We start from the raw sequence: 22,897 nt of genomic DNA on the forward strand, positions 1-22,897 counted from the left end.
ATATAATCTTAAAAAGGAATGCGCTATGACCAGCCCATTGACGTCTTTCCGCTCATTGAATTTGAGCAGAAAACTCATCGCCGCGTTTTTAACTGTGGCCCTAGTTCCTATCGTGGTAATCATTTCAATTGCGCTATATAAAGCTTCTACCGCGTTAGAACAACAAGCCTACTCACAACTTGCAGCAGTAGGTGAAATAAAGAAAAGTGCAGTTTCTAGGCATTTCGAAAGCGTCAAAGATAATTTATACACACTGGCAATCAGTCAAAAAACCGCTGATGCCTCAAAAGCATTTATTGCCAGTTTCAATGAGCTTGAAGGGCTAAATAGCAAGCCACAAAGCTTAACCCGTTACTATCAGCAAGATTTCAGTAGCAAGTTCAGAGCAGAAAATCCAAACACCTCTGTACCAAGCTCAGTCTTAGATGGTCTTAGCCCGAGAGCACTTGAGTTACAGGCTCGTTATATTGCTGACAATCCGCATCCGCTAGGTGAAAAGTCTGCACTAGACTCAACCGGTCACAATGATGCCTACGACCTAGCACACCAAAAATTTCATAGTTTTTTCAGTGAAGTAGCTAATGTTTATGACTTCTACGATATCTTTATTATCGATAATCAAAGCGGCTATGTTATTTACTCTGTTTATAAAGAGCTAGACTTTGCGACCTCACTTAATAACGGCCCATACGCAAATAGTAATCTCGCCTCAGTATTTAATGAAGCCAAAGACTTATTCAGCCAATCTGATTTTGCGTTTGTCGATTATCAGCAATACTTACCTTCGTATAATGCACCTGCCAGTTTTATTGCGGCCCCGATTATCTATGAAGGTATGCCACAAGCTACACTGGTATTTCAGTTATCAATCGACGCATTAAATAGCATCATGACTGAGCGTGAAGGCTTAGGTGAAACCGGCGAAACCTATCTTGTTGGTCCCGATGGCTTAATGCGTTCAGACTCTTATTTAGACCCAGAAAATCACTCTGTGATTAATTCATTTAAGTATCCGAACAAAGGCAGTGTGAATACCGAGGCATTCAAACTCGCTATGTCGGGCCAAGAAGGTGAAAAAATCATTACAGACTACAACGGTCAACCTGTCCTTTCAGCCTATCGCAATATCGATGTATTTGGCAATAACTGGGCTCTTTTAGCAGAAATAGATGAAAAAGAAGCCTTCTCAGCTGTCACATTATTAAGAAATGTACTGTTAGGCATTCTGGCAGTTGCCATCGCTTTTATTGTCGCTGTCGCTATTTTCTTTGCTCGTTCACTTACACAGCCAGTGCATGAACTCATGGCCACGATGCGCCGAGTTGAAAAAGAAGGCGATTTCTCGCTTCGTGCTCCTGTTTCTTCTAAAGACGAAATTGGTCGCTGTGCAGTGGCGTTTAATTCACTGTTAGAAGCACTGCAAACTTCAATTAGCGCATCGAATCGCGTGCTTAATGAAATGGCTGACGGTAAATTCCATGACCGTATTAAGGTTGAATGTAAAGGTGAACTAAACACCCTTAAGCAAGCAACCAATAACTGTGCAAATAGTTTAGACGTGGCGATTGGTGAGATTAACCATGTCATCAGCGCTATGTCTCAAGGTCAATTCGACAAGCAATTACAAGCGCCTATGTCAGGGGATCTTGCGCACCTTAAAGACAACATTAATTGTTCTTTAAACTCACTCGATAGCACCATGAATGCCATTGTTGAGACTATGGCTAATGTGGCTAAAGGCAATTTCACCGACACCATTCAAGTTGAAGCACAAGGTAAGCTAAACGAGCTAAAAGTTAGCGTGAATGATTCCGTGAAAAGCATCAATGGTGCCGTTGCCGAGATTAATATGGTGATGGGTGCTATCCGTCAGGGTGATTTCTCTAAGCGTGTTAACTTACCACTTCAAGGTCAGCTTGAGGCACTAAAAGACGATATCAATTTCAGTGTTGCCAACTTAGCTGAAATCATTAGTGATATCAGCAATGTCATGGCTGCTGTGAATAAAGGTGATTTCAAACATATCGTTGAATGTAACGCTGAAGGTGAGCTAGGCCAACTTAAGCAAGACATTAATGCCTCGATTAACAGCCTAGATAAAGCAATGAGCGAAATTTCTGCGGTGATGATGGCAATCAGTCACGGCCGTTTCGACCGCACCATTGATTCTCCAATGACGGGCCAGCTCAATACCCTCAAGCAAGACATCAACCGCTCAGTATTGACCTTAGACCAAGTGATCCAAGAGCTAGCAAGCGTGATGGCGGCCATGTCTGAAGGTGACTTCACTCAGAAGATTGAGTCAGATCTACAAGGCCAGCTACTACAACTTAAAGAAGACATTAATGGCTCAACCGATACCATTTCTGATGCCATCAATGAAGTGACACAAGTGCTTAGCGCAGTGGCACAGGGTAATTTAACACACTCAATTAATAGTGATTACCAAGGGGTATTCTTAACCCTTAAGCATGATGTGAATAGCACCATTGCAAAACTTACAGAGGTGATCCAAGGCATTCAGATTGCTGCTAACCAAGTCTCACAAAGTGCCGGCGAAATCGCCAATAGCAATACCGAGATAAGTTCACGTACTGAAGAGCAAGCAGCCAACCTTGAAGAAGCCAGCGCCAGCACCAGCAATATGTTGGATGAAATTGGTCAAGTTGCCGACCAATCAGATGTAGCTGTGGAACTCGCTGAAAGCGCCGAAGCCATTGCCAAAGAAGGTGGCACACTATCGCACGATACGGTATTGGCCATTGACGAAGTTAACACGGCGAGCAAAGACATTAATGAAATCGTGTCTGTTATCGACGGCATCGCTTTCCAAACTAATTTACTTGCCCTTAACGCTGCGGTAGAAGCCGCCAGAGCCGGTGATAATGGTCGCGGGTTCGCAGTTGTCGCTAATGAAGTTCGCGAACTCGCTGGTCGCAGCGCATCTTCAGCCCGACAGATCAAAGACATCATTGCCAACTCAAATGACAAAGTTGAGCAAGGCACTGAGCTAGCCAATAGTTCAGGTCAAAAGCTAGAACAAATTGTTGGTGCGGTTGCACAAGTAAATCACTCGATTGTGAAAATCAACCAATCGACTATGACTCAGCAGCAGGCAATTAGAGAAGTTGATACGGTTGTACAACGACTGACTCATCTAATTCAAGAAAACTCCGCCATTACTGAAGAAACTATGGCTGCTGCGAAGCAAATGGCCGACCAAGCGCATAATATGCGACGCTCATTAGAGTATTTCAATTTAGGTGAAAGCGACTATGCTGAGCCAACTTTGCTGGTGCATCACTACAACCGATAGCACCCTGCAATAAACAAAAAAAACGGCCCATTAGGGCCGTTTTCTTTTATCAAACTCAGTTAATACTTTTAATTCAGTATTTTTCATTTAGCAAAGTTTGCAGCTCATCAATTTGCTCTGGTGTTAACTTGGTTTCTTTCAGTAATGACGTGATCAACTTAAACTCATGATCGCCTTCACCATCTGTACCAAACGAGAACTTAAAGATTTTAGGCGCTTTAGCTGGCTTAACTGGTTTTGGTGCGCCTGGCGGTAACGGTGGCTCTGGTGGTAAATGAAGCGTAAAATCTTCACTGTCATGTTGTACAAATACCACTTTGTTTACTTCACCATCTTTACCTAGCTTTTGAACCACCTTATCGGCAAAGACAGTGACTTTATTATCATTTAAGTCGATTTGTTCGAGCACTTCCTCAATCTTCTGACGTGCTTCATCAGGTAAATCGGCCAACTTTTCAACAAGTACTTCACTGTTCAGATCTGCTTTATCAAGCTTAATGACTCGAACATCACTATTATGACCTTCACTCACCATCACTTTGACATCATCATTGATTTGTTTAACTTTAATCACATGAAGTGCTTCTTTATCTGTTGCGTAACTGCTGGCCGCAAAAACAATACCTGCAGCAGCAAGTGCTTTGGCGACTTTTTTATACTTAATGGTTGAAAACATGATCTTCTCCTTATAGTGCGATTTATACACGCTAAAATAAAATGTCGACCTAGATATAGAAAAAGGCATGCCAAATTACTTTTTATAATACTTTCATGGTGTTACTAATATTTATTAGAAAGGTCAATGAAAAATATCCTGATATCAGGATAAAGTAAGGCTGATATCAGGAATACTAGGTAGGTAAAATCTAAGCACTTAAAAAAACTCTAATTAATCTGCATAATTTCATAAACTTACAAACCACTTGCGATCTAGCATTTTGGAATGCATCTTGTAGTAAGTGCTGTAGAAGCAGTTTAAAGATCTAATTGGGAGAGGGTGTGACGATTAAACGCTATTTTATTCTGGGTATTTTGGCGATATTTCTTTTACTCGCCGTGAGCCAAACATTGCTAGTCTTGCATTTCAAATCACAAGTCAGTGCAGATATCACAGAACAATCAAAGGTGATCACTAAGCAACTGATTGGTAAAGCTCGAGAAGATATCAATCAAATCATTCACAAATTAGATGGCGACGCTCCTAAAGTTGTGGTTTTATCTGACACAGTGACGATTTCGAACACCTTAGAGCGACCCCCTGCACCACCTCTGCCTCAGATGCCAACTGGAGCGCCGGAGCCAAATAAACCACCCATACCGACTCAGCCGGTTAAACCTGTAGTTACGATAAAAGCTGAATCACTCAAAGATGAAGTAAACTCAATATTTTTTCATTTTGAAGATGACAAAAGTATCAGGAAGATTATTAGCACTGAACACAACAGCCATACCCAAAGTCATAGCTTCGAACGCTTCACTTCGCTCATCCTTTGGAGTATTGCTCTATCAACGCTCATTGCCGTTGGTTTAATGCTGTATTTTGTACACCGCCTTACCCAGCCAATTACCGCGTTAAAACAAGGCTTTAATGATTTATCAGATGGTAAGCTTGGTACTCAACTGCCAGCACAGGGCGTGGGTGAAATTGCAACCTGCATTGACAGCTTTAATGCCACCAGCACTAAGCTCGAACAACTGAACCAAGTTGAAAAACAATTACAACAACAAAAACAATTGGCGGAGCTCGGCGAACTCAGTCGCGCTATCGCCCACTCTCTGAGAAACCCTTTACATACTTTGGGCCTCACGCTTGAGCAATTTTGGCAAAGCCAAGACAGCCAACTCAAGGACAGCTTAAAAACCATTGCGGATAATAAAATCGCGCATTTAAATAAGAGTATCAGCGCTTTGTTGCAGCTCAGTAATCAGGACTCTTCTAGAGCGCAAGCTGTGCCAATTTCTGCCGTTTTACAAGATATTCAACTCGAAGTAGGCCAACTTGATTTTGACCTTAATATTCAAGTAGCTGATAACTTGTCTATACAAGGTGCCGAATCTGAGATCCGCGCTATATTGCACACCCTGTTAGTTAACGCCATTGAGGCGCAGCAAGTCACTCAAAACACCCAAACCATTGAGGTGAAAGCCTATTCAGAGCAAAACACGTTATTTGTAGAAGTTGAAGATCATGGCGGTGGTTTTGAAGCGCATATTCTTGCTCAGTTATTTGACCCCCATGTGAGCAGCAAAGCCGATGGCGCGGGCATGGGCTTGTATTTAGCTAAACGTTTAGCAGAACTTTACTATGAGGGTGATATAAAAGTTCAAAATATACAAAATGGCGCACGTGTTACCTTGCAACTAACGCAGTCATCGCTTGAAGAAGGAGCAATTCATGACTAAACCCCAACCTATCTTGTTGGTTGAAGACGACCAAGCGCAAAATACCCTGATCAGCGCCATGCTAAGTGCTGCGAACTATCACGTTTATAGCGCCTTTAGCGTTGAAGATGCCATCGTCACCCTTAAAAACTATGCAGATATCGAACTCATCTTTACCGATTGGAAACTAGGTAACCTATCGGGCATGGACTTGATCAAATACGTGCGGGCACAACAAAAGCATATTGGTATTGTCGTCGCGACTGCCTATGGGTCAATTGAGCATGCCGTTGAAGCCATCGAACTGGGCGCTGATGACTACTTGAGCAAGCCATTTCAGCGCCAAGAGTTACTGTTGGCACTGGCCAAAGCCAATAAGGCTAATCAGTTACGTCTTGCCAACCAGCAGCTCAGCTCGCAAATAAGCGAGCAAAACCAGTTGGTCGATATCATTGGCCATGCTCCGTGTATGCAAAAAGTCTTTCAGCGTATAGAGCGCGTCAGTGCCACCAGCGCCACAGTGTTAATCAGTGGAGAAAGCGGCACAGGTAAAGAGCTTGCTGCACGTGCGCTTCATCAACTCTCAAATCGTAGTAAACAAGCGTTTATTGCCATTAACTGTGGGGCGATTCCTGAAAACCTAGCCGAATCAGAACTCTTTGGTGCACTCAAAGGCGCCTACACTGGGGCAACACAAGATAAACTCGGTAAGTTTGCCGCGGCCAACAAGGGCACGATATTTTTAGATGAAGTGGCAGAGCTGAGCCTCAATGTACAAACCAAGCTACTGCGCTTATTACAAGAAGGTGTGGTGACGCCGGTAGGTGACACCAAAGAGCATAGTATTGATGTCCGAGTACTTGCTGCAAGCCATAAAAACCTGCAACAAATGGTACAAGATGGTTTATTCAGAGAAGATTTATACTACCGCTTAAACGTAGTGCCGTTACATATGCCACCACTGCGAGAACGCCAAGAAGATATTCCACGATTAATAGAACACTTCTTAAAACGATTTAGTCAGCAATATGCTATTGAAGCCCCCCAACTGAGCAGCACACTACTAAAGCATCTCCTTAACTTTAATTGGCCCGGAAATGTGCGCCAACTCTCAAATACGCTGGAGCAATTTGTACTTCTGCAGGATGAAAATGAACTAAAGGAAAACCTAAGCAACACGGCTAACACGTCACAAAAGAATGGGCTGTTTACCTTACCAAGTGAGGGGTTAAATTGGGATGAATTTGAAAAAGACTGCTTACAACAAGCCCTCAACCGAGAAGGTGGCAATAAAACCCAAGCTGCCAAACTATTGGGGATTAGCTACAAGCAGTTTTTATATCGTCTAGAAAAGCATAATTTAAATTAAAAAAGATCGCATTGCGCACCACAGCACTATTAATTGCTTAAGCAAAGTTCACCGGGAGTAACAACTTGGATTCAGTCACGCAAATTTTACTTGGCAGTGCCGTGGGCTACGCCACTTTAGGCAATAAACTTGGTCGTAAGTCGCTACTTGTCGGTGCTGCTTTTGGCACCCTGCCCGACTTAGATGTACTGATAAACTTTGGAGGTGACGTCGAAAACTTTGTTTATCACCGCAGCTTTAGCCACTCTTTAATTGTGCAGTTACTGCTTAGCCCTGTATTTGCTTGGTTAATTGCAAAAATGAACTGGGCAAAATCCGTGTCGCTGACACGTTGGACTCTAGCCATATTTTTAATCATGAGCACCCACGCGCTGCTCGATACTTTTACAGTATATGGCACGCAGCTGCTTTGGCCTCTGAGCAATTATCCGTTTGGTATTTCCAGCGTGTTTATCATCGACCCCATGTATAGCCTACCTTTACTGTTTGCGTTTGTCGCTCTGTGCTTTGCTCGTACAAAACCCTATGCAAGCAAAATTAACACTACCGTACTGGTAGTGAGCTCGCTTTATCTGACTTGGAGCCTAGGGGCAAAATGCTTTATAGACAGCAAAATACTAGAGGCATTAGACAAGCAAGCCATTACTTTTAAACAATTCGAAAGTACCCCTTCGCCATTTAATACTTTGCTTTGGCGCGCCGTAGCGACCACAGAGCAAGGCCACTATGAGATTTATGCATCGGTTTTTGATTCAGTAGATGAGGTAGATACTCGATTTTATAAAACAGCAAATCATGTCCTTGATACCTTGAGTGAAGACCAACGTATTGCCTTACTGCAAAATTTTACCAAAGGCCTATACGGGGTTTATCAACAAGATCAGACTTATGTTTTTAGTGATTTAAGAATGGGCTTAGAAGGCTTTTATGTGTTTTCTTTTGAGATAGCCAAACAGGCTGAAAGTAGCATTAAACCAAGCGATTTCAGACAACTACAAAGTCGCCCTCCACTTAGTCGAGCAAGCCTAGTATTCGATAGGATCACCAATCCAAATATCGATTTATCACAAATTAAAGCTGATTAATAAAACATAAAACAATAAAAACTTATCGTTTTTCGATAAGTTTTTATTGTTTTCCAAATTTAACACGTTTATGCTTTACCTGTAACAGTGACTTTTTAAGGATAAAACATGAACGCATTCAAAAAATATATGGCGCGAGAGCGCAAGCAATTAAAAAGCTCAATCTTCCTAGTGGCGGTTTGGAGTTTTCTAGGCCTGCTCTCAATTGTTTTTTTGATCATAGGGCTAGAGCCACAAGATAACCTGTATGTTGAAGTTAGAAATGCACTGCAATTAGGCGCTGATGGCTTAGTAGCACTTGGGCTACTACTTGTGTTTTCTAAATTACTCAAAAGTTATGAGCAGGGTCAGCAAGTATTTAATGCTATCAGCTTACAAACCAACCTACTGATCGCCAGAGTTATCTTACTCTATGCGCTTATCGCTAAGCCTATGCTGAGCATCGTGCTTGAAATGATTTATTTTGATATCGAGGTCAGCTTGATGGATTACTTTGCCAATATTGAAATAGTGCTCGCCACGGCTGGATACATACTGCATGTGTTCTGTGCCAACAATAAAGTCGCCAAAGATCTCGAAGAAGAACAAGAGTTAACGATTTAATTATGGCTATCATCATTAACTTAGATGTCATGCTCGCAAAACGGAAAATGAAATCCAGTGAGTTAGCTGAGCAAATAGGCATTACGCCACAAAACCTCAGTGTGCTGAAAAGTGGTAAAGCCAAAGCGATTCGCTTTAGTACCCTAGACGCTATTTGTGATGCACTTGAGTGTCAACCAGGTGATTTGATTGAATTTCAAAAGGACAATAACGATGAAAATTAATACTGAATTTAACTATCAAGATAATATCATTGCCATTGAAGCAAACATGTTTGGCAAAGAGGTTATTTATCTGAATGGCGAAAAGGTATCAGAGCAAAGAAACATCTCATCAAAAGGCACTCACTGCATTGAGGTTAACGAGGAGCAATTGCAAATCAAACTCACGGTTGTGTCTCAACTAAAAGGTAACCTCGTTATAGAACTCAGTAATTCGCAAGGTCTAATTGAGTCTAAAACCATCGACCTCTATTACGAATATGGTCAACAAAACCCAGAAGCTGGCGTTAAGTTCACACCTGAAGAATATAACTGGAAAGACGAACTTGAGTTGCCTTGGTATTTTATTATTTATGGCCTGTTAATTACCTTAGTTATGCTGTGCCAAATTTTAGAAAAGTCTCCTATAGAGGCAACTTGGCCTGATCAGGTGACATTTTATGGCTGTATCGGTCTGGCAGTTATCGCCTGCACAGAGATTGTTTATCGGATTTTAAAACAATTTAAAATATTAAGCTCACAGCAGAAAAACATCTGATTTAAACTAAAAATGACAAGAAAACGATATGGATGATACTGACTCAGTGCCATCCATTATTGTGTGTATTAGACACACCTTGTTACTTTAGACTAACGATGATTGATACAACTTTAGTGTTTTCTCAACGGCACCTTGCAGGGTTAAGTTTGCAGAAATATCTTGCTGTAAAAGCTCTACTTGTTGTTGATAATACGCTGGGTTGTCTAGATATTTGGAAATTTGCTGGATCAAGCCTTGGGGCGTAGGTGCTGGAAAAGTGGTGGGCTCAAAGTTATTTGCCATCAAAGCCGAAAAGTTTTTCGTGGTGATTGGCTCACCAAGATTATGAACATTGACAGGCAATACAGCCGTATTATTACATAATGCGTCCATCGCGGAACGAGCGCAGGCTAGTGCAAGACCAGCTTGCTGGTATTCTAAACCAAGCTCAGATGTATACCCTCTAAAGTCAATTACCTGCTTGCCTAATGAAGAGTTAGTTTGCTCTATTAGTTCTTTTAATTCTGACGAAAACTTTCCTTCACCGAAAACCAGTAGCTTTACGTCATTATTTAGTTGATATAACTCTGGCAAGACATCCTTGATCAACATAGTCAAAACCGCAAAGTGTCGTTTATCGATACGACTTCCATACATTAAGGTAAAAGGTTCTTTATTTTTGCTAAGAGGGTAAGGACGTACACCATTTAAAATAAGCGACGAATTTTGATGTAGCTTTGGATATTTCTTAGTTTGCTCATAGGTATTGCTGCGTACACAAATTAACTGCTGAACCCAACGACGTATCATAAATGAACGAATATCATATTTGAGCTGGCCATGTATCGTTGCAACATTCGGCGTGCCTGTTAACTTTGACGCCATAATTGCGAGTGAAATACCTAACCTTTGATGACCGTGAACGATGTCAATTTGCTGCTCTTTGATTATCTTTTTAATAAAAAATAAGTTTTTCAGATAATTAATATCATTCACTTTTAGCGCATGATGTTCCACCTGAGGTACCAAATGCTCAGTTTGCCCCCCCGCGTTTGATATCAGAACAACATGATGTCCAGACTCTGATAGCTGATTTGCGAGATCACATACATGAACCTCTGCACCACCCATATGGAAGTTTTTAGTAATCAGCAATATGTTTAGTTTTTTCATGGTAGACAGAGCTTCCTCACGTTGATGACATCTGGGCTATAAGCCATGTTACTTTGGCAAAATAATGAAATTAGGTCTCAAAGCTAAACACAATACGCTCATCGCTATTGTGTTTTTATTTTAGAGCCAAACAATCAAATAAAAGGAGTATATCTCACCTTATTAAATCAAGAAAACCAATGTGCTCTTTCTGATCAGTTTAAACTCAAAGCTTTAAATTAATGAGGCATAAAGTATTCCAAGCCACATTCACAAAAATCGATTGAACTAATCAAAACAATCCATTTTATTTAAAAACCCAAACCCTCTATCTTAGTTACCAAGCAAAGGGGCACAGCAACAGGATGCCCCAAATGATGTAAATACAAACTAAGAGAGTAAACATTATGACTACTTCATTGATCAACACACAAATCAAACCATTCAATGCAACGGCTTACCACAATGGCGACTTCGTTGAAGTAAGTGAAAAAGACCTACTAGGTAAATGGTCAATCGTATTCTTCTACCCAGCTGACTTCACATTTGTATGTCCGACTGAGCTAGGTGACCTTGCTGACCATTACGCAAAACTTCAAGACATGGGCGTTGAAGTTTACTCAGTATCAACTGACACGCACTTCACACACAAAGCATGGCACGATGCGTCAGACACAATTAAGAAAATCCAATTCCCAATGATTGGTGACCCAACAGGTCGTATTACACGCAACTTCGGTGTAATGATTGAAGAAGAAGGGTTAGCACTTCGCGGTACTTTTGTAATCAACCCAGAAGGCGAAATCAAAGTAGTTGAAACACACGACCTAGGTATCGGCCGCGCTGCAAATGAATTAGTACGTAAAGTACAAGCAGCTCAGTATATTGCAAACCACGACGGTGAAGTATGTCCAGCTTCTTGGCAGCCAGGCGAAGAAACATTAGCGCCATCATTAGACCTAGTTGGCAAAATCTAACTATCCGTCATCTTTCGCACTGCACGGGTGTTGGCTACGCTTCTTCTTCCCAATCACATAGTAAAACTATGCTCATGGGATTCATAAGCTTGCCGCCTACGTGCAGCACGAAATCTATTGGATATTAATTTATTCAGTTAAAGGCTGTTACAGCAACAGCCTTTTATTCAAACCTTTACCTTAAGCATGTCAAAAGGCGACGAGTAAAAAATAGGACAATCACCATGCTAGACCAAAATATTAAAACGCAATTACAAAGCCACTTTGCTGCCATTACCGATCCTATCGAGCTAGTGCTTGCCCTAGATGACAGCAACAAATCAAACGAATTAAAAAGCTTAGCAAACGATTTAAGTTCATTGAGCACACACATCACAGTGTCAGAACAAAGTGATGCGACCCGTGCACCGAACATGTCTGTGCGCTCACCCAAGCGCAATACACACATCGATTTTGCGGGCATTCCGATGGGTCATGAGTTTACCTCATTGGTATTGGCACTGTTACAAACAGGTGGACACCCAAGCAAAGCCTCTGAAGAAGAACTGAGCATCATTGATGGCATTACTGAGCCATTAAACTTTGAAATCTATATATCTCTGAGCTGCCAAACTTGTCCGCAAGTGGTACAAGCGCTTAATACGATGGCGGCCAGAAACAGCAATATTAAAGCGACCATGATCGACGGCGCACTGTTCCAAGACGAAGTGAACGCACGCAACATCATGGCTGTGCCGAGTGTATTTTTAAACGGTCAGCAATTCTCACAAGGTGCCCTATCACTGAGCGATATTCTTAATAAACTAGACACAGGCGCGGCGGCCAAACAAGCCGAGAAGCTCAATGAAAAAGACCCATTTGACGTACTGGTTGTCGGTGGTGGGCCTGCAGGTGCATCGGCAGCCATTTATGCTGCACGTAAAGGTTTAAATACCGGTGTTGTCGCCGAGCGTTTTGGTGGTCAAGTTGCCGATACCCTCGCCATTGAGAACTTTATTTCAGTCAAAGCCACTGAAGGGCCAAAGCTGGTTGCCCAACTTGAAGAGCACGTTAAAGAATACGATGTCGATGTTATGAAAGGCCAACGCGCTGCGGGTATTGCTCGCGGTGACTACATCGAAGTGCCCCTAGAATCAGGTGCGACGTTAAAAGCGAAATCAGTGATCATGGCAACCGGTGCGCGCTGGAGAAACATGAATGTACCAGGCGAGCAAGAATACAAAGGCAAAGGCGTCGCTTACTGCCCACACTGTGATGGCCCATTATTTAAAGGCAAGCCAGTTGCGGTGATCGGCGGCGGTAACTCAGGTATTGAAGCGGCAATTGACCTTGCAAACATTACCTCGCACGTCACCGTATTAGAATTTGTCGACACATTACGTGCCGACGAGGTGCTTATTCGCAAAGCCAACAGCTTGCCGAATATCACTATTATTAAGAATGCGCAAACCACCGAAGTACTCGGTGATGGCAAGCGTGTAACAGGATTAAGCTACACCGACCGCGTATCGGGTGAGCAACACCAAGTAGACTTAGCCGGTATTTTTGTACAGATCGGCTTAATTCCGAACAGTGAATTTTTAAAAGAAACCGACGTACAGCTGAGCCGCTTTGGTGAAATTGAAGTTGATAAACACGGTGCCACCAGCATGAGTGGTGTCTATGCTGCGGGAGATGTGACTGACTCAGCGTTTAAGCAAATCATTATCGCCATGGGCTCAGGGGCAACCGCCAGCTTAGGGGCTTTTGATTACCTTATTCGCCACAGCGATGAATCACAAACCGAAGCAAGCGCAGCGTAATAAACTAAATAGCTGCACCCAAGCACCGATTTACTCCTAATACTTGCTATTACACCCAGCAAGTCCAAAGCAGCCCTAGAGTTAGGTCAAGGGCTGCTTTTTTCTGTAATTAACCCAAACCTGACTACTTATTCCGCAGTTGCACTGCACTTGGCTATACAAGTGTCAGGTCAGAGATTATGCTGTGCGGCCAAATTAAAGATGTTGAGGTGATGTATTATGAGCACGGCTTTTTCTCGTCGTTTTATGGAGCTGGTTGAGCAATTTGCTGGCGGTAACAAACGCCAATTTGCCATTTTAACAGGCAAGTCACCTTCGCATATTTATCGTATTTGTCGTGGTTTAAGCCGCCCTTCAATGACCTACCTTGAACACCTTTATGGCCTATTTAGTATCGACTTAAATTGGCTATTAACTGGCGAGCAGCCCGTCGATAAACCGTTTTCATCAAGCCAAGACGAATTATTAATGGTGCCACAACTCGACGTTGAGGCCAGTGCGGGTTTTGGTAGCATGGGCGGCAGTGAAGATGTCACCGAGCAATTTGCGCTAAATAAACGCTGGTTAAGCTCACAACTTGGTGTGCACAGCGACCGTTTGGCATTCGTGTCTATTCGCGGTGACAGTATGCTGCCAACCCTTGAGCATGGCGACATGGTGCTGGTTGATTTAAGCCAACAACAAGTCAGTCGTGAAGGCGTGTATGTGATTCAAACCCAAGATGGTTTAATGGCAAAGCGCTTAAAGCAAAAATCTGATCATATTGCAGTCGTATCAGATAACGATGCTTACCCAAGCTGGCAAATTGATAGCCAGAACGCCGAGCAACACGGTGTGGCGGGTCGCATTGTCTGGTGTGGTCGCAGCTTATAACAATGGCTTTTAAACTTATGCAGGTGACGTAAGTCACTTGCAAAACGTTCAAAGTTACCACAATGTAAACAAAATCAAATCAGACCACTTTCTTCATTCTTTTATAAACCTCCCATTAAAGCTATATCTTACTTGATTAAGCTGAAAGACACTCCCTGACTTGAAAAATAATCATTAACATTTCATTTGCATTTAACCAACCAGTACCCATAATCACCACTCGATTAAAAAAACAACAAGGACACCCGTTGTGAAAAAACTCAACCTATTAACAACAAGTTTAGCGATTGCGCTTTCAAGTGTATTTGCAGCCCAAGCACAAAGCGATACCTTGCCATTTATTCCTGAACAGGATACTGCTGAAATCACCCCACAAATTGTTGGTGGTGGTCCTGCGAACACGGCGAACTGGCAGTTCTATACTCAAATTTTGAACTCAAATGGTACGACTGCTTTTTGTGGTGGTAGTTATATTGGTGACGGCTATGTTCTGACTGCCGCGCACTGTGTCAGCAGTAAAGCAGCCCGCTTTATTGATGTAAAAGTGGCCGGTTTTAGACTCGGTGGCACAGATGGCGACCGCATTGGCGTTGTTGAAAAGTACGTGCATCCGCAATATAACCGCAGCACGTTGAACTATGACATCGCGCTATTAAAACTAGAACGCACACCAACACAAGGGCAAGCCGTTCGTTTGGCAACAGGCTCTTTAAGCCAATACGCCCGCAGCGGTGACTTATTATCTGTAGCCGGATTAGGTCGTTTATCAGAAGGTGGTAGTCGTCCTTCATTCATCCAAGAAGTCGATGTGCCACTTGTCTCTGATGCTATCTGTAATCAATCAGGTGGTAATTATGCCAATGTAGGCAGCGTCGCGTTTTGTGCAGGCTACCCACAAGGTCAAAAAGATTCATGTAGTGGCGACAGTGGCGGCCCTATCGTGATCAACCGCGGCGGCGAGATTGTACAGCTAGGTACAGTCAGTTGGGGGATCGGCTGTGCACGTCCTAGTAAATACGGTGTATATGCCGATGTGGCAGCACTGAGTGGTTGGATCGACGAAATTAAATTCGGTGGCGGCGGCTCAAACCTAGTTTATAAGCAAAGCCAAACCTTAGCTGACTTCACATTATATGAAGTTGTTTCGCACCGCTTTAACATCAGTAATACAGGCAGTGAAGCATCAGCACTTAATGCGGTTACAGTGCGCGGCAGTGGTGTAACAAGTGGTCTGGTTGTGACTTCTGATACTTGTAGCAACCGCACACTGAGCCAAAATGATAATTGTAGTGTCAATGTAGAATTCACAGCCACTCAGTCTGGTACCGCAGGCGTGACCTTTGAATTTACAGAAGCTGGCAGCAACACTAATCACGCAGGATCTATTTCTGCAAAAGCAGCTGATATTCCTGTATGTGCAGGCTCTTGGGATGCCAATACCGTTTATCGTAAACCTGACCGTGTAACTTACAACGGCAAAGTGTACGAAGCAAAGTGGTGGACGCTAGATGAAAAGCCTGGCTCTTCACAAGTTTGGCAGCTAATCGGTAATGATCCGAGCTGTAAGTAATAGTAAGCCGAGGGGAGTGTGCTCCCCTTTTGATATAAAACAAAGTTAAACCTACTGACAAATAAGGAAAGATCATGTCTAAAATCACCAAACTCATTGCCGCTGCTAGCTTAAGTTTTATCACCACAGCGTCACTTGCAGTTGTAGCTGCAACGCCTTGCTCAAGTAATTGCAGTGCATGGGCTAAGCAACAACAACTGTCATTTTGTGCCCGTGTAGGTGGCGGCTCAGCTTGTGCATCAAGCCAAGGTCTCTACAACCACCTGCTACAGCAATGTAAGCAAGGTCAGTGTCAGGGTGTTTAATTAGAACACTTTGAGCAGTCGATTAAGGCGTAAGTGCATACATTCACGCCTTAGTTTTTTATAGTTAGACGGTTAATGTCTGATTGTGGCGTTAAACTCTGAGTAAATAGCAGTGCTTGTGTTGTCTCATCAAAGACAAACGGAGCCGCTTTACTAAAACTTGATTTAGGCAATCGCAATAACTTTTCAGTGGTTTTACTATTTAAATCGTAAGCATGAATAAAGTTATAGTCGTCGCCCAAGTGCTTATAGAAGACCTTTTCTGGCGTCGCTAGCCAAGCATATCGGGTATTAAATTGCGCTTTTGCAATTAACAACGCCTGCTTCTCACCTTGCTTTATCCATAAACCTTTACCATTAACAAACAGCAGTTCATGCTCAGAAATATACTGCCCGGATCGGGCTGGTTTAGTTAACAGAGCTGAAAGTGCCATGGTTTCAACATTTAGGCGAAATAGTTGCCACCCTTCATCTGTTGATTGACGGATCACGATATCTTGCCCGTTACCATGCCAAAACGGTCGGCCTATTTTGCCAAAAGATAAATCAAGACGACGTAATTGCTTCGAGCCATAATCGAACACATAGAGCTTATCGTGGCCATCGGCTTCATCTGAACTCACGACGAGTAGTTTATCACCTTGCAAAGACCAACTTGGGTAGCGTAAGTTACGATGTAACTGAGTGATTTGTTCTCGACCCGTGCCATCTAAGTTCGCCAGCCATAGCTCATAATACCCTGATTCATTTGACAGAAATGCTAATTTTTCATGCGCGCGTGATAAAGACGGGTACTGGTTTGAATAGTGAGATTCAATTAACGGCGATGGCATAGACATTACTTCACTGTCTAATGCAAAACTGGCGATAAAATAATTCTCTCGACGTTTCTGGTAATACAAGTTCCCAGAGTCATCAAAATGGGGGTAGCTAAAGCCTCTCGGAGCCAACTTGGTTTGTGCTTTAGTCTCTAAGTCAACGACATAGCCACGACGTTTATCCGCAGCTTGTGCACCATATACCAAGTATTGACCATTCGGATGAAAGCTCATACCAACGATATCTGCATGACTTGAGTCCAATATTTGGAACTCCTTCTTACCTAGATGATAAAGACTCAAGCGCTCTTCTGACGTGCTTTTACGCTGTGTGACCGCTAAATACTGCCCATCAGGCGAAAAAGCCACATCTCGATCTCTCAAGTCACACTCTGTATCACAACTCAGCCGCTCAGGTGTTGCGTCGTCTTGGCTTAAATCGAGCAAGTAAATACCATCTTGCGACGCCAAAGGTGCTTTGCCATTAAACGCCAAGGTTTTACCGTCTGGGCTGATCGCAATATAGTTATAACCAGAATCAGTCGGGCAACTGGTCAAAACCAACTGCTCTAAGTCAGCTAAAGAGAGTCGAACAATTTCACACGCTTGGCTATTCTTCTGAGCAAAATATAAATATTGCTGATCGGGGCTCCAGACTGCTTTCCAAGGTCTTTTATCTGAAAAGGTCAGCTGCTTAATAGGTACGTTGGGGTGGGTTAAATCTTTTAAATAAAGCTGACTGTCTTGCCCCTGCTGCCAAATAAACGCTAACTGTTTACCGTCTTGTGAAGGACTCGGGCGCAATTCACTGCCCGGCATTTTCGTGATTTCATCTATTTGAGAGGCTGACTTTACAGGCGCTTCAATGGGAGACTTCAAGAAGGACCAAGCCACTAAAACCATCATTATGCACACTAAGCCAAAAGCAACTTGATATTTGTAAGACTTTTTCTCAATCAGTGACGCTGGTTTAATTGTTTCTGAGGATAAGCTCAGGGGCTCGGGTGTTAGTGTCAGCTTGTAGCCCTTTTTACGGATCGTTTCAACAACATCAAGGGGTGCACTTGGGTGAGCAAATAATTGTCTAAGCTGCCAAATCGTGTTGGTGAGGGCTTTTTCACCGATGATTTCATTACCATGCCATACGCCTTCAATCAGCTCATTGCGACTCACAACTTCAGGGTATCGTTGTACTAGAACTTGTAATAGCTCCATCACTTTCGGTTGAGCCGCTACCTTTTCGCCATTCAGCACCACCAAGTGTTCATCAATAAACACTTGATACGGACCCAACTGAAACGACTTTTCATACTGCATGTTCTTCGCTCTACTTAACCACTTGACTTGCAACCGCTACTTTTTATTCATATTTATTCAGTGCGGGCGAATAGTTTTATCTTACCTTATTTATAAAAAACAGGGAGTAGCTAGAGTTATTTAATTGCAACAAATAATTTTACTTAACAATTCACAAGATTATGAAAAGTAATAAAAAGATATAAAAAAGAGATAAATCGGATGTTCCCGAGGTTGAGTTAGGAGGGCAATTTATCAAGTCTCATGTGTCCTTGATCATCAAGGTATAAGAAACACAACACAAAAACAGACATCACTTTAACAAGTTAACTCATCAAAACGGGAACAACCATGAACAAGAAGCAACTTTGCGTTGCCGTGCAAGCCGCCCTATTTGGTGCCGTATTCAGCACCCATGCACAGCAAAATGATTTAGATGCCGTAAAAGTAAAACAAAACCAAACGACAATAGAGCAAGAAGAAGAGAAAGTTGAGAAGATTGTTGTCACCGGTTCACGTATTAAACGAGATAGTTTTAGTGTCGCCACACCACTAGTGACTATGAATAAAGATGCAATTTCAGATACTGGCTTAGGCTCTCTGTCTGAAATTCTAGTCGATAATATTCCTTCAATTAATGCCTCTATCAGTAACACCACCAGCCAATCGAGTGTAGCGTCGACGGGTATCTCGTCTATCAGCCTGCGAGGCTTAGGTTCAGATAGAACACTTACCCTTATTGATGGACGCCGCGTCGTATCAAACAGTTACAGCGGTAACGTGGTCAGCCTAAGTACCATTCCAAGTGGTATGGTACAACGCATTGAGGTGATCAGTGGCGGTGCATCAGCCACTTATGGTGCCGATGCGGTTGCCGGTGTTGTAAATATCATCACACAAACTGACAAAGAAGGCGCAACATTTAAGACGCGTACTGGTGAGTCATTTGATGGCGGCGGCAAAGAATTCACGCTAGATTTTGATTTTGGTAGCAGCTTTGATGATGGTCGTGGCTATGCTTTTGTCAGTGCAAACTGGGATCGACAATTTGGTATGAGCTTCTTCGATCGCGAACGCGCTCAAATTGAAGATGCATACCGCTACAGTGAAAGCGAAATGTGTAACCAGATGCAGACCGCAACAGGTTACCAGTGTATGCGTGACATCACTCAGGCTGATTGGGTAAGTAAGAGTGACGGCATTCCAGGTGGCGTATTCTTAGAAAACTCGAAAAATGACAAACAATTTTGGTATGACGGTCAAACATTGCGCGACGACTGGAAAGACAACGAAGAAATTTACGGTCTCAATACACGTCAATATGTGATGTTAAAAGTACCAAATGACAGTTTTTCTATCGCAGGTAAGGTTGATTATGAACTAACTGATGATGTTAGCTTTTATGGTCAGGTGCAACTCAGTATCGATGAATCATTCAACGACAAGTCACCAGAAGATGAGTATGAAGGTGCAAGCCAGACCATTTATGATCCAGAAACCGGAGAACGCTTAGGCCGTATTAAACCTGGTTATATTCCGCTAGATAACCCATTCGTTCCACAAGCCATTCTTGATAGTGAACCTTACAAAGATCGTATTTATTGGGACAGACGCTTCAATGAAGTCGGTAATATTGCCACCGATAACACACGTACCACCATACGTTCATGGGCTGGCTTGAAAGGCACTGCATTCGACGGAGAGTGGGATTGGGATGTGTCAGTCGGTCTAGGTAAATTCCACCAAGAGCAGTTGCGTTATAACGAACTCGATGTGCGTAAACTAAGCCATGCCCTAAATGCTGAAAAGCTTGCTGATGGAACCATTCAATGTAAAGACGAGGCAGCACGTGTAGCTGGTTGTGTGCCAATCAATCTATTTGGTGAGGGCTCTATCACTCCAGAAATGGCTGACTGGATCCGCGTTAATCCTGAAATCAATACCTATATTGATCAAACTAACATTGTTGGTTACATGACCGGTGAGCTGTTTGAGCTACCAGCCGGTGCCGTATCGGCAGTATTTGGTGGTGAATATCGTAAAGATAAACAAGATCTTCAAACCAGTATTGGTATGCGTGAAGGCGGTATTACCTTTAATGTTGTACCCCAGTTTGAAGGCTCTATCGATGTCTACGAGAGTTTTGCTGAATTTGATGTGCCGCTACTTAAAGATGCGCCACTAGCGAAAAACCTTTCTCTCGAAACCTCGCTACGCTTAGCAAAATACAGCATAGATGCCGTAGGCACAGTGCCTAGCTATAAGTTAGGCATATTGTGGCAACCTATTGAAGATCTGACTATTCGTACTAACTTTGCCCGTGCGCAACGTGCTCCGACTATCACTGAACTGATGTCTCCTGCTCGCGGTGACTACGATAGCTTTACTGACATTTGTGAGGGCTTAACGGCAACTTCGACCAATGCAGGGCATGATAAATGTCGTCAAGACCCTGTGTTCACGGCTTTACTGGCTGAAGACCCGGACTTTGAATTCGATCCAAGCTCAGGTAGTAAATACTCACCAAATGCAGGTAATGCCAACCTAAGAGAAGAAACGGCTGACACCTTCACATTTGGTTTTACTATGGCGCCAAGTGCCATTGAAGACCTGCAAATTGCCGTTGATTATTATGATATTGCCATTGAAGGCGCTATCTCGGTGATCTCTAATGAACGCATCTTACAAGAGTGTTACGATTCAAGCGCCGCATTTGGCAGTAGTAACCCTTTCTGTAATGAAATAAGCCGTGATGATGAGGGTAATATTACCGAAATCGTACAACGTGAAGATAACTTAGACGAAGTCAGTAGCCGTGGTATCGATGTCGCCATCGAGTATAAATACGACTTTGAAACCTTAGGTCGCTTATCTTTTAAAGCGGACTATAACCATATTCTTGAAAGCTCAACCACTTACCTTGGTTTAGATGGCCTAGAGACCGATGACTATGCAGGCTATGGTAGCTCAAAAGACAAATTATCAGCCTCAGTAGTTTGGCGTCTAGATGAGTGGCGAGTTCGTTATGCGATGAAATATTTAGGGTCATTTACTGATAGCCTAAGCCGTGAGCGAGAATACACCGCTGCACTAGAGCGAAATGCTGAGCGCTGTGCATCAACTGAAGAAGACAATGGCTGTATCGCTAGCCCTGAAGCGCTGGCATATCACAAATATGGCAGCTATATGCGTCACGATGTATCTGTATCATATAATACAGACTTGGCAGCTGACATTGAGTTACGCGTGTTTGGTGGTATTAACAACCTACTAGATGACAAGGGTGACTTTATGCCGGGCGGTCGTGGTAACTTCTATAGCCGATATGGCACAGGTATGGGTCGCTTTGGCTACTTAGGCGCAGAAATTAAGTTTTAATTTTTAGCATTAGAACAGCAGCCTTGATAGCCTCAAAAAGCGTGTAATCAAGGCTGTTTCTTTTCTAAGAAAAAAACTGACACTCGCCAATTTAAACAGGATAAAAATAATGATAAAAAGCCGCTTTCGCATCACACTGTGTGCCTCACTGATATTTGCTTCACAAATCAGCGCTGCAGAATCGACCAGCAAAGAAGTCATTTCTGACGGTCCATACATTGACGTGCACGCCAGTGCATTAACAGTCAATTGGATTTGCAATGACCAAGTTAAACGCAAAAAGGTCAATCTTGAAGGGGTCTCCCTGCCCTATGGATTTACTGATTGCGGTTTAACGGCAAACACTTCGCAGCTAACTTTTGATGAGCAGTTAATTGAGTTCCAAGGTGTTAAACGCGTAGCGGCCCTCAGTGATTTACACGGACAGTATGATCTGATGCTCACTTTACTTAAAAATAATGGCATCATTAACGCGCAAAACCAGTGGGCGTTCGGTGATGGCCATTTTGTAATAACCGGCGATATTTTTGACCGTGGCGAAAAGGTAACTGAAATCCTTTGGTTTATTCACGACCTAGAAAAGCAAGCCGAGCAAGCCGGCGGTAAAATTCATCTACTGCTAGGTAACCATGAAGTCATGGTTTTAAATGGCGACTTGCGTTATTTACATCCTAAATATGTCAAAGCAGAAAAGCTGCTAGAGACACCTTTCGACCAGTTATTTAATCAAGATACCATTTTAGGTCGTTGGCTGCGTAGTAAGCCTGTGCTGGTAAAAATCAACGACCACTTATATGCCCATGGTGGTTTTCATCCGCAGCTCGCTGAAGATAAGGTTACTTTAGACACCATAAACAAAACCTTTAAGTCTCACCTTGTTGAAAAAGAACTGCTGGAGAAACGTAAAGGCTTTGCCCGTTACTTACATAAAACCCATGGCCCAATTTGGTATCGCGGCTACTTTAAAGACGACGGTGCTACTGCTGAAGAACTGGATTTATTATTAAAGCATTTCGATGTGAATCACATCGTTGTTGGTCACACCTCTCAGAAAAAAATCGAAACCCGCTTTAAAGGTAAAGTGATTGCCATCGATAGTAGTATTAAACGCGGCAAGTATGGCGAAGTGTTATTTATTGAAAATGGTAAACATGAGCGTGGCACGTTAGAAGGCGAGAGGAAGAAGCTGAAATAGTTTTGTAATCCAGATAGTTAACTGGGGCGAAGGAT

General features: G+C 42.8%; 17 protein-coding genes. 14 read left to right on the forward strand and 3 right to left on the reverse strand.

All coding sequences use genetic code 11. From position 1 onward, the window contains the following. Positions 1–25: 25 nt before the first annotated feature. On the forward strand, positions 26–3,316 hold the full coding sequence (locus tag C1E24_RS06935) for a methyl-accepting chemotaxis protein (protein ID WP_138480036.1): 3,291 nt from the start codon (positions 26–28) through the stop codon (positions 3,314–3,316). Between the two features lie 73 nt (positions 3,317–3,389). Here the strand turns inward: C1E24_RS06935 and C1E24_RS06940 are convergent, their stop codons facing one another. Continuing rightward, the gene (locus tag C1E24_RS06940) at positions 3,390–3,992 is read right to left on the reverse strand and encodes a hypothetical protein (RefSeq protein WP_138480038.1); all 603 of its coding nucleotides are present in this window, start codon (positions 3,990–3,992) and stop codon (positions 3,390–3,392) included. A 323-nt stretch (positions 3,993–4,315) separates the two neighbouring features. On the opposite strand from C1E24_RS06940, the gene C1E24_RS06945 reads away from it, so the two are divergent. From C1E24_RS06945 to C1E24_RS06970, 6 genes are all read left to right on the forward strand, one after another. Beyond that, on the forward strand, positions 4,316–5,719 hold the full coding sequence (locus C1E24_RS06945; protein WP_138480039.1) for a sensor histidine kinase: 1,404 nt from the start codon (positions 4,316–4,318) through the stop codon (positions 5,717–5,719). Further along, entirely contained in the window at positions 5,712–7,067 is a 1,356-nt protein-coding gene (locus C1E24_RS06950; protein WP_138480041.1) for a sigma-54-dependent transcriptional regulator, read from the forward strand. The genes C1E24_RS06945 and C1E24_RS06950 overlap by 8 nt, the downstream gene beginning before the upstream one ends. 65 nt (positions 7,068–7,132) lie before the next feature. Beyond that, positions 7,133–8,152: a metal-dependent hydrolase gene (locus C1E24_RS06955; protein WP_138480043.1), complete on the forward strand. Its 1,020-nt coding sequence runs from the start codon at positions 7,133–7,135 to the stop codon at positions 8,150–8,152. 108 nt (positions 8,153–8,260) lie between these two features. Further along, on the forward strand, positions 8,261–8,755 hold the full coding sequence (locus C1E24_RS06960; RefSeq protein ID WP_138480045.1) for a hypothetical protein: 495 nt from the start codon (positions 8,261–8,263) through the stop codon (positions 8,753–8,755). A 2-nt stretch (positions 8,756–8,757) separates the two neighbouring features. Continuing rightward, entirely contained in the window at positions 8,758–8,979 is a 222-nt protein-coding gene (locus tag C1E24_RS06965) for a helix-turn-helix domain-containing protein (protein WP_138480047.1), read from the forward strand. After that, on the forward strand, positions 8,969–9,514 hold the full coding sequence (locus C1E24_RS06970) for a hypothetical protein (protein ID WP_138480049.1): 546 nt from the start codon (positions 8,969–8,971) through the stop codon (positions 9,512–9,514). Before C1E24_RS06965 ends, C1E24_RS06970 begins: the two co-directional genes overlap by 11 nt. An 87-nt stretch (positions 9,515–9,601) precedes the next feature. Here C1E24_RS06970 and C1E24_RS06975 read toward each other — a convergent pair whose 3' ends face one another. Continuing rightward, on the reverse strand, positions 9,602–10,669 hold the full coding sequence (locus C1E24_RS06975) for a glycosyltransferase family 4 protein (RefSeq protein WP_138480051.1): 1,068 nt from the start codon (positions 10,667–10,669) through the stop codon (positions 9,602–9,604). Between the two features lie 386 nt (positions 10,670–11,055). On the opposite strand from C1E24_RS06975, the gene ahpC reads away from it, so the two are divergent. The 5 genes from ahpC to C1E24_RS07000 all read left to right on the forward strand — a co-directional run bounded on the left by ahpC (position 11,056) and on the right by C1E24_RS07000 (position 16,175). After that, a complete protein-coding gene (gene ahpC, locus C1E24_RS06980) occupies positions 11,056–11,625 on the forward strand; it encodes an alkyl hydroperoxide reductase subunit C (protein ID WP_138480053.1) in 570 nt (189 codons plus the stop codon). 224 nt (positions 11,626–11,849) lie between these two features. After that, entirely contained in the window at positions 11,850–13,427 is a 1,578-nt protein-coding gene (ahpF, locus tag C1E24_RS06985; protein WP_138480055.1) for an alkyl hydroperoxide reductase subunit F, read from the forward strand. A 219-nt stretch (positions 13,428–13,646) separates the two neighbouring features. Beyond that, the gene (locus C1E24_RS06990; protein ID WP_058028442.1) at positions 13,647–14,300 is read left to right on the forward strand and encodes an XRE family transcriptional regulator; all 654 of its coding nucleotides are present in this window, start codon (positions 13,647–13,649) and stop codon (positions 14,298–14,300) included. Between the two features lie 250 nt (positions 14,301–14,550). Beyond that, complete coding sequence (locus C1E24_RS06995; RefSeq protein WP_240721959.1) at positions 14,551–15,870, forward strand: trypsin-like serine protease; 1,320 nt, start codon at positions 14,551–14,553, stop codon at positions 15,868–15,870. A gap of 74 nt (positions 15,871–15,944) precedes the next feature. Beyond that, positions 15,945–16,175, forward strand: coding sequence for a hypothetical protein (locus C1E24_RS07000; RefSeq protein WP_138480057.1), 231 nt, complete (start codon positions 15,945–15,947; stop codon positions 16,173–16,175). Positions 16,176–16,225: 50 nt separating this feature from the next. Here C1E24_RS07000 and C1E24_RS07005 read toward each other — a convergent pair whose 3' ends face one another. Continuing rightward, the gene (locus C1E24_RS07005) at positions 16,226–18,310 is read right to left on the reverse strand and encodes a winged helix-turn-helix domain-containing protein (RefSeq protein WP_138480059.1); all 2,085 of its coding nucleotides are present in this window, start codon (positions 18,308–18,310) and stop codon (positions 16,226–16,228) included. Positions 18,311–18,640: 330 nt separating this feature from the next. Here C1E24_RS07005 and C1E24_RS07010 point away from each other — a divergent pair, with 330 nt between their 5' ends. Then, positions 18,641–21,667, forward strand: a complete 3,027-nt coding sequence (locus tag C1E24_RS07010) for a TonB-dependent receptor plug domain-containing protein (protein ID WP_138480061.1) — start codon at positions 18,641–18,643, stop codon at positions 21,665–21,667. 109 nt (positions 21,668–21,776) lie between these two features. Continuing rightward, positions 21,777–22,862: a metallophosphoesterase gene (locus C1E24_RS07015; RefSeq protein WP_138480062.1), complete on the forward strand. Its 1,086-nt coding sequence runs from the start codon at positions 21,777–21,779 to the stop codon at positions 22,860–22,862. The last annotated feature ends 35 nt before the right edge of the window (positions 22,863–22,897 follow it).

This window comes from Pseudoalteromonas phenolica, assembly GCF_005876835.1.
Taxonomy (GTDB): Bacteria; Pseudomonadota; Gammaproteobacteria; order Enterobacterales; family Alteromonadaceae; genus Pseudoalteromonas; species Pseudoalteromonas phenolica_B.

Coding starts and splice junctions, on each gene's coding strand:
- C1E24_RS06990 (WP_058028442.1), top strand. CDS start 13,647: ATGAGCACGGCTTTTTCTCGTCGTTTTATGGAGCTGGTTGAGCAATTT.
- C1E24_RS06970 (WP_138480049.1), top strand. CDS start 8,969: ATGAAAATTAATACTGAATTTAACTATCAAGATAATATCATTGCCATT.
- C1E24_RS06940 (WP_138480038.1), bottom strand. CDS start 3,992: ATGTTTTCAACCATTAAGTATAAAAAAGTCGCCAAAGCACTTGCTGCT.
- C1E24_RS06975 (WP_138480051.1), bottom strand. CDS start 10,669: ATGAAAAAACTAAACATATTGCTGATTACTAAAAACTTCCATATGGGT.
- C1E24_RS06950 (WP_138480041.1), top strand. CDS start 5,712: ATGACTAAACCCCAACCTATCTTGTTGGTTGAAGACGACCAAGCGCAA.
- ahpF (WP_138480055.1), top strand. CDS start 11,850: ATGCTAGACCAAAATATTAAAACGCAATTACAAAGCCACTTTGCTGCC.
- C1E24_RS07010 (WP_138480061.1), top strand. CDS start 18,641: ATGAACAAGAAGCAACTTTGCGTTGCCGTGCAAGCCGCCCTATTTGGT.
- ahpC (WP_138480053.1), top strand. CDS start 11,056: ATGACTACTTCATTGATCAACACACAAATCAAACCATTCAATGCAACG.
- C1E24_RS06935 (WP_138480036.1), top strand. CDS start 26: ATGACCAGCCCATTGACGTCTTTCCGCTCATTGAATTTGAGCAGAAAA.
- C1E24_RS06965 (WP_138480047.1), top strand. CDS start 8,758: ATGGCTATCATCATTAACTTAGATGTCATGCTCGCAAAACGGAAAATG.
- C1E24_RS07015 (WP_138480062.1), top strand. CDS start 21,777: ATGATAAAAAGCCGCTTTCGCATCACACTGTGTGCCTCACTGATATTT.
- C1E24_RS07000 (WP_138480057.1), top strand. CDS start 15,945: ATGTCTAAAATCACCAAACTCATTGCCGCTGCTAGCTTAAGTTTTATC.
- C1E24_RS07005 (WP_138480059.1), bottom strand. CDS start 18,310: ATGCAGTATGAAAAGTCGTTTCAGTTGGGTCCGTATCAAGTGTTTATT.
- C1E24_RS06960 (WP_138480045.1), top strand. CDS start 8,261: ATGAACGCATTCAAAAAATATATGGCGCGAGAGCGCAAGCAATTAAAA.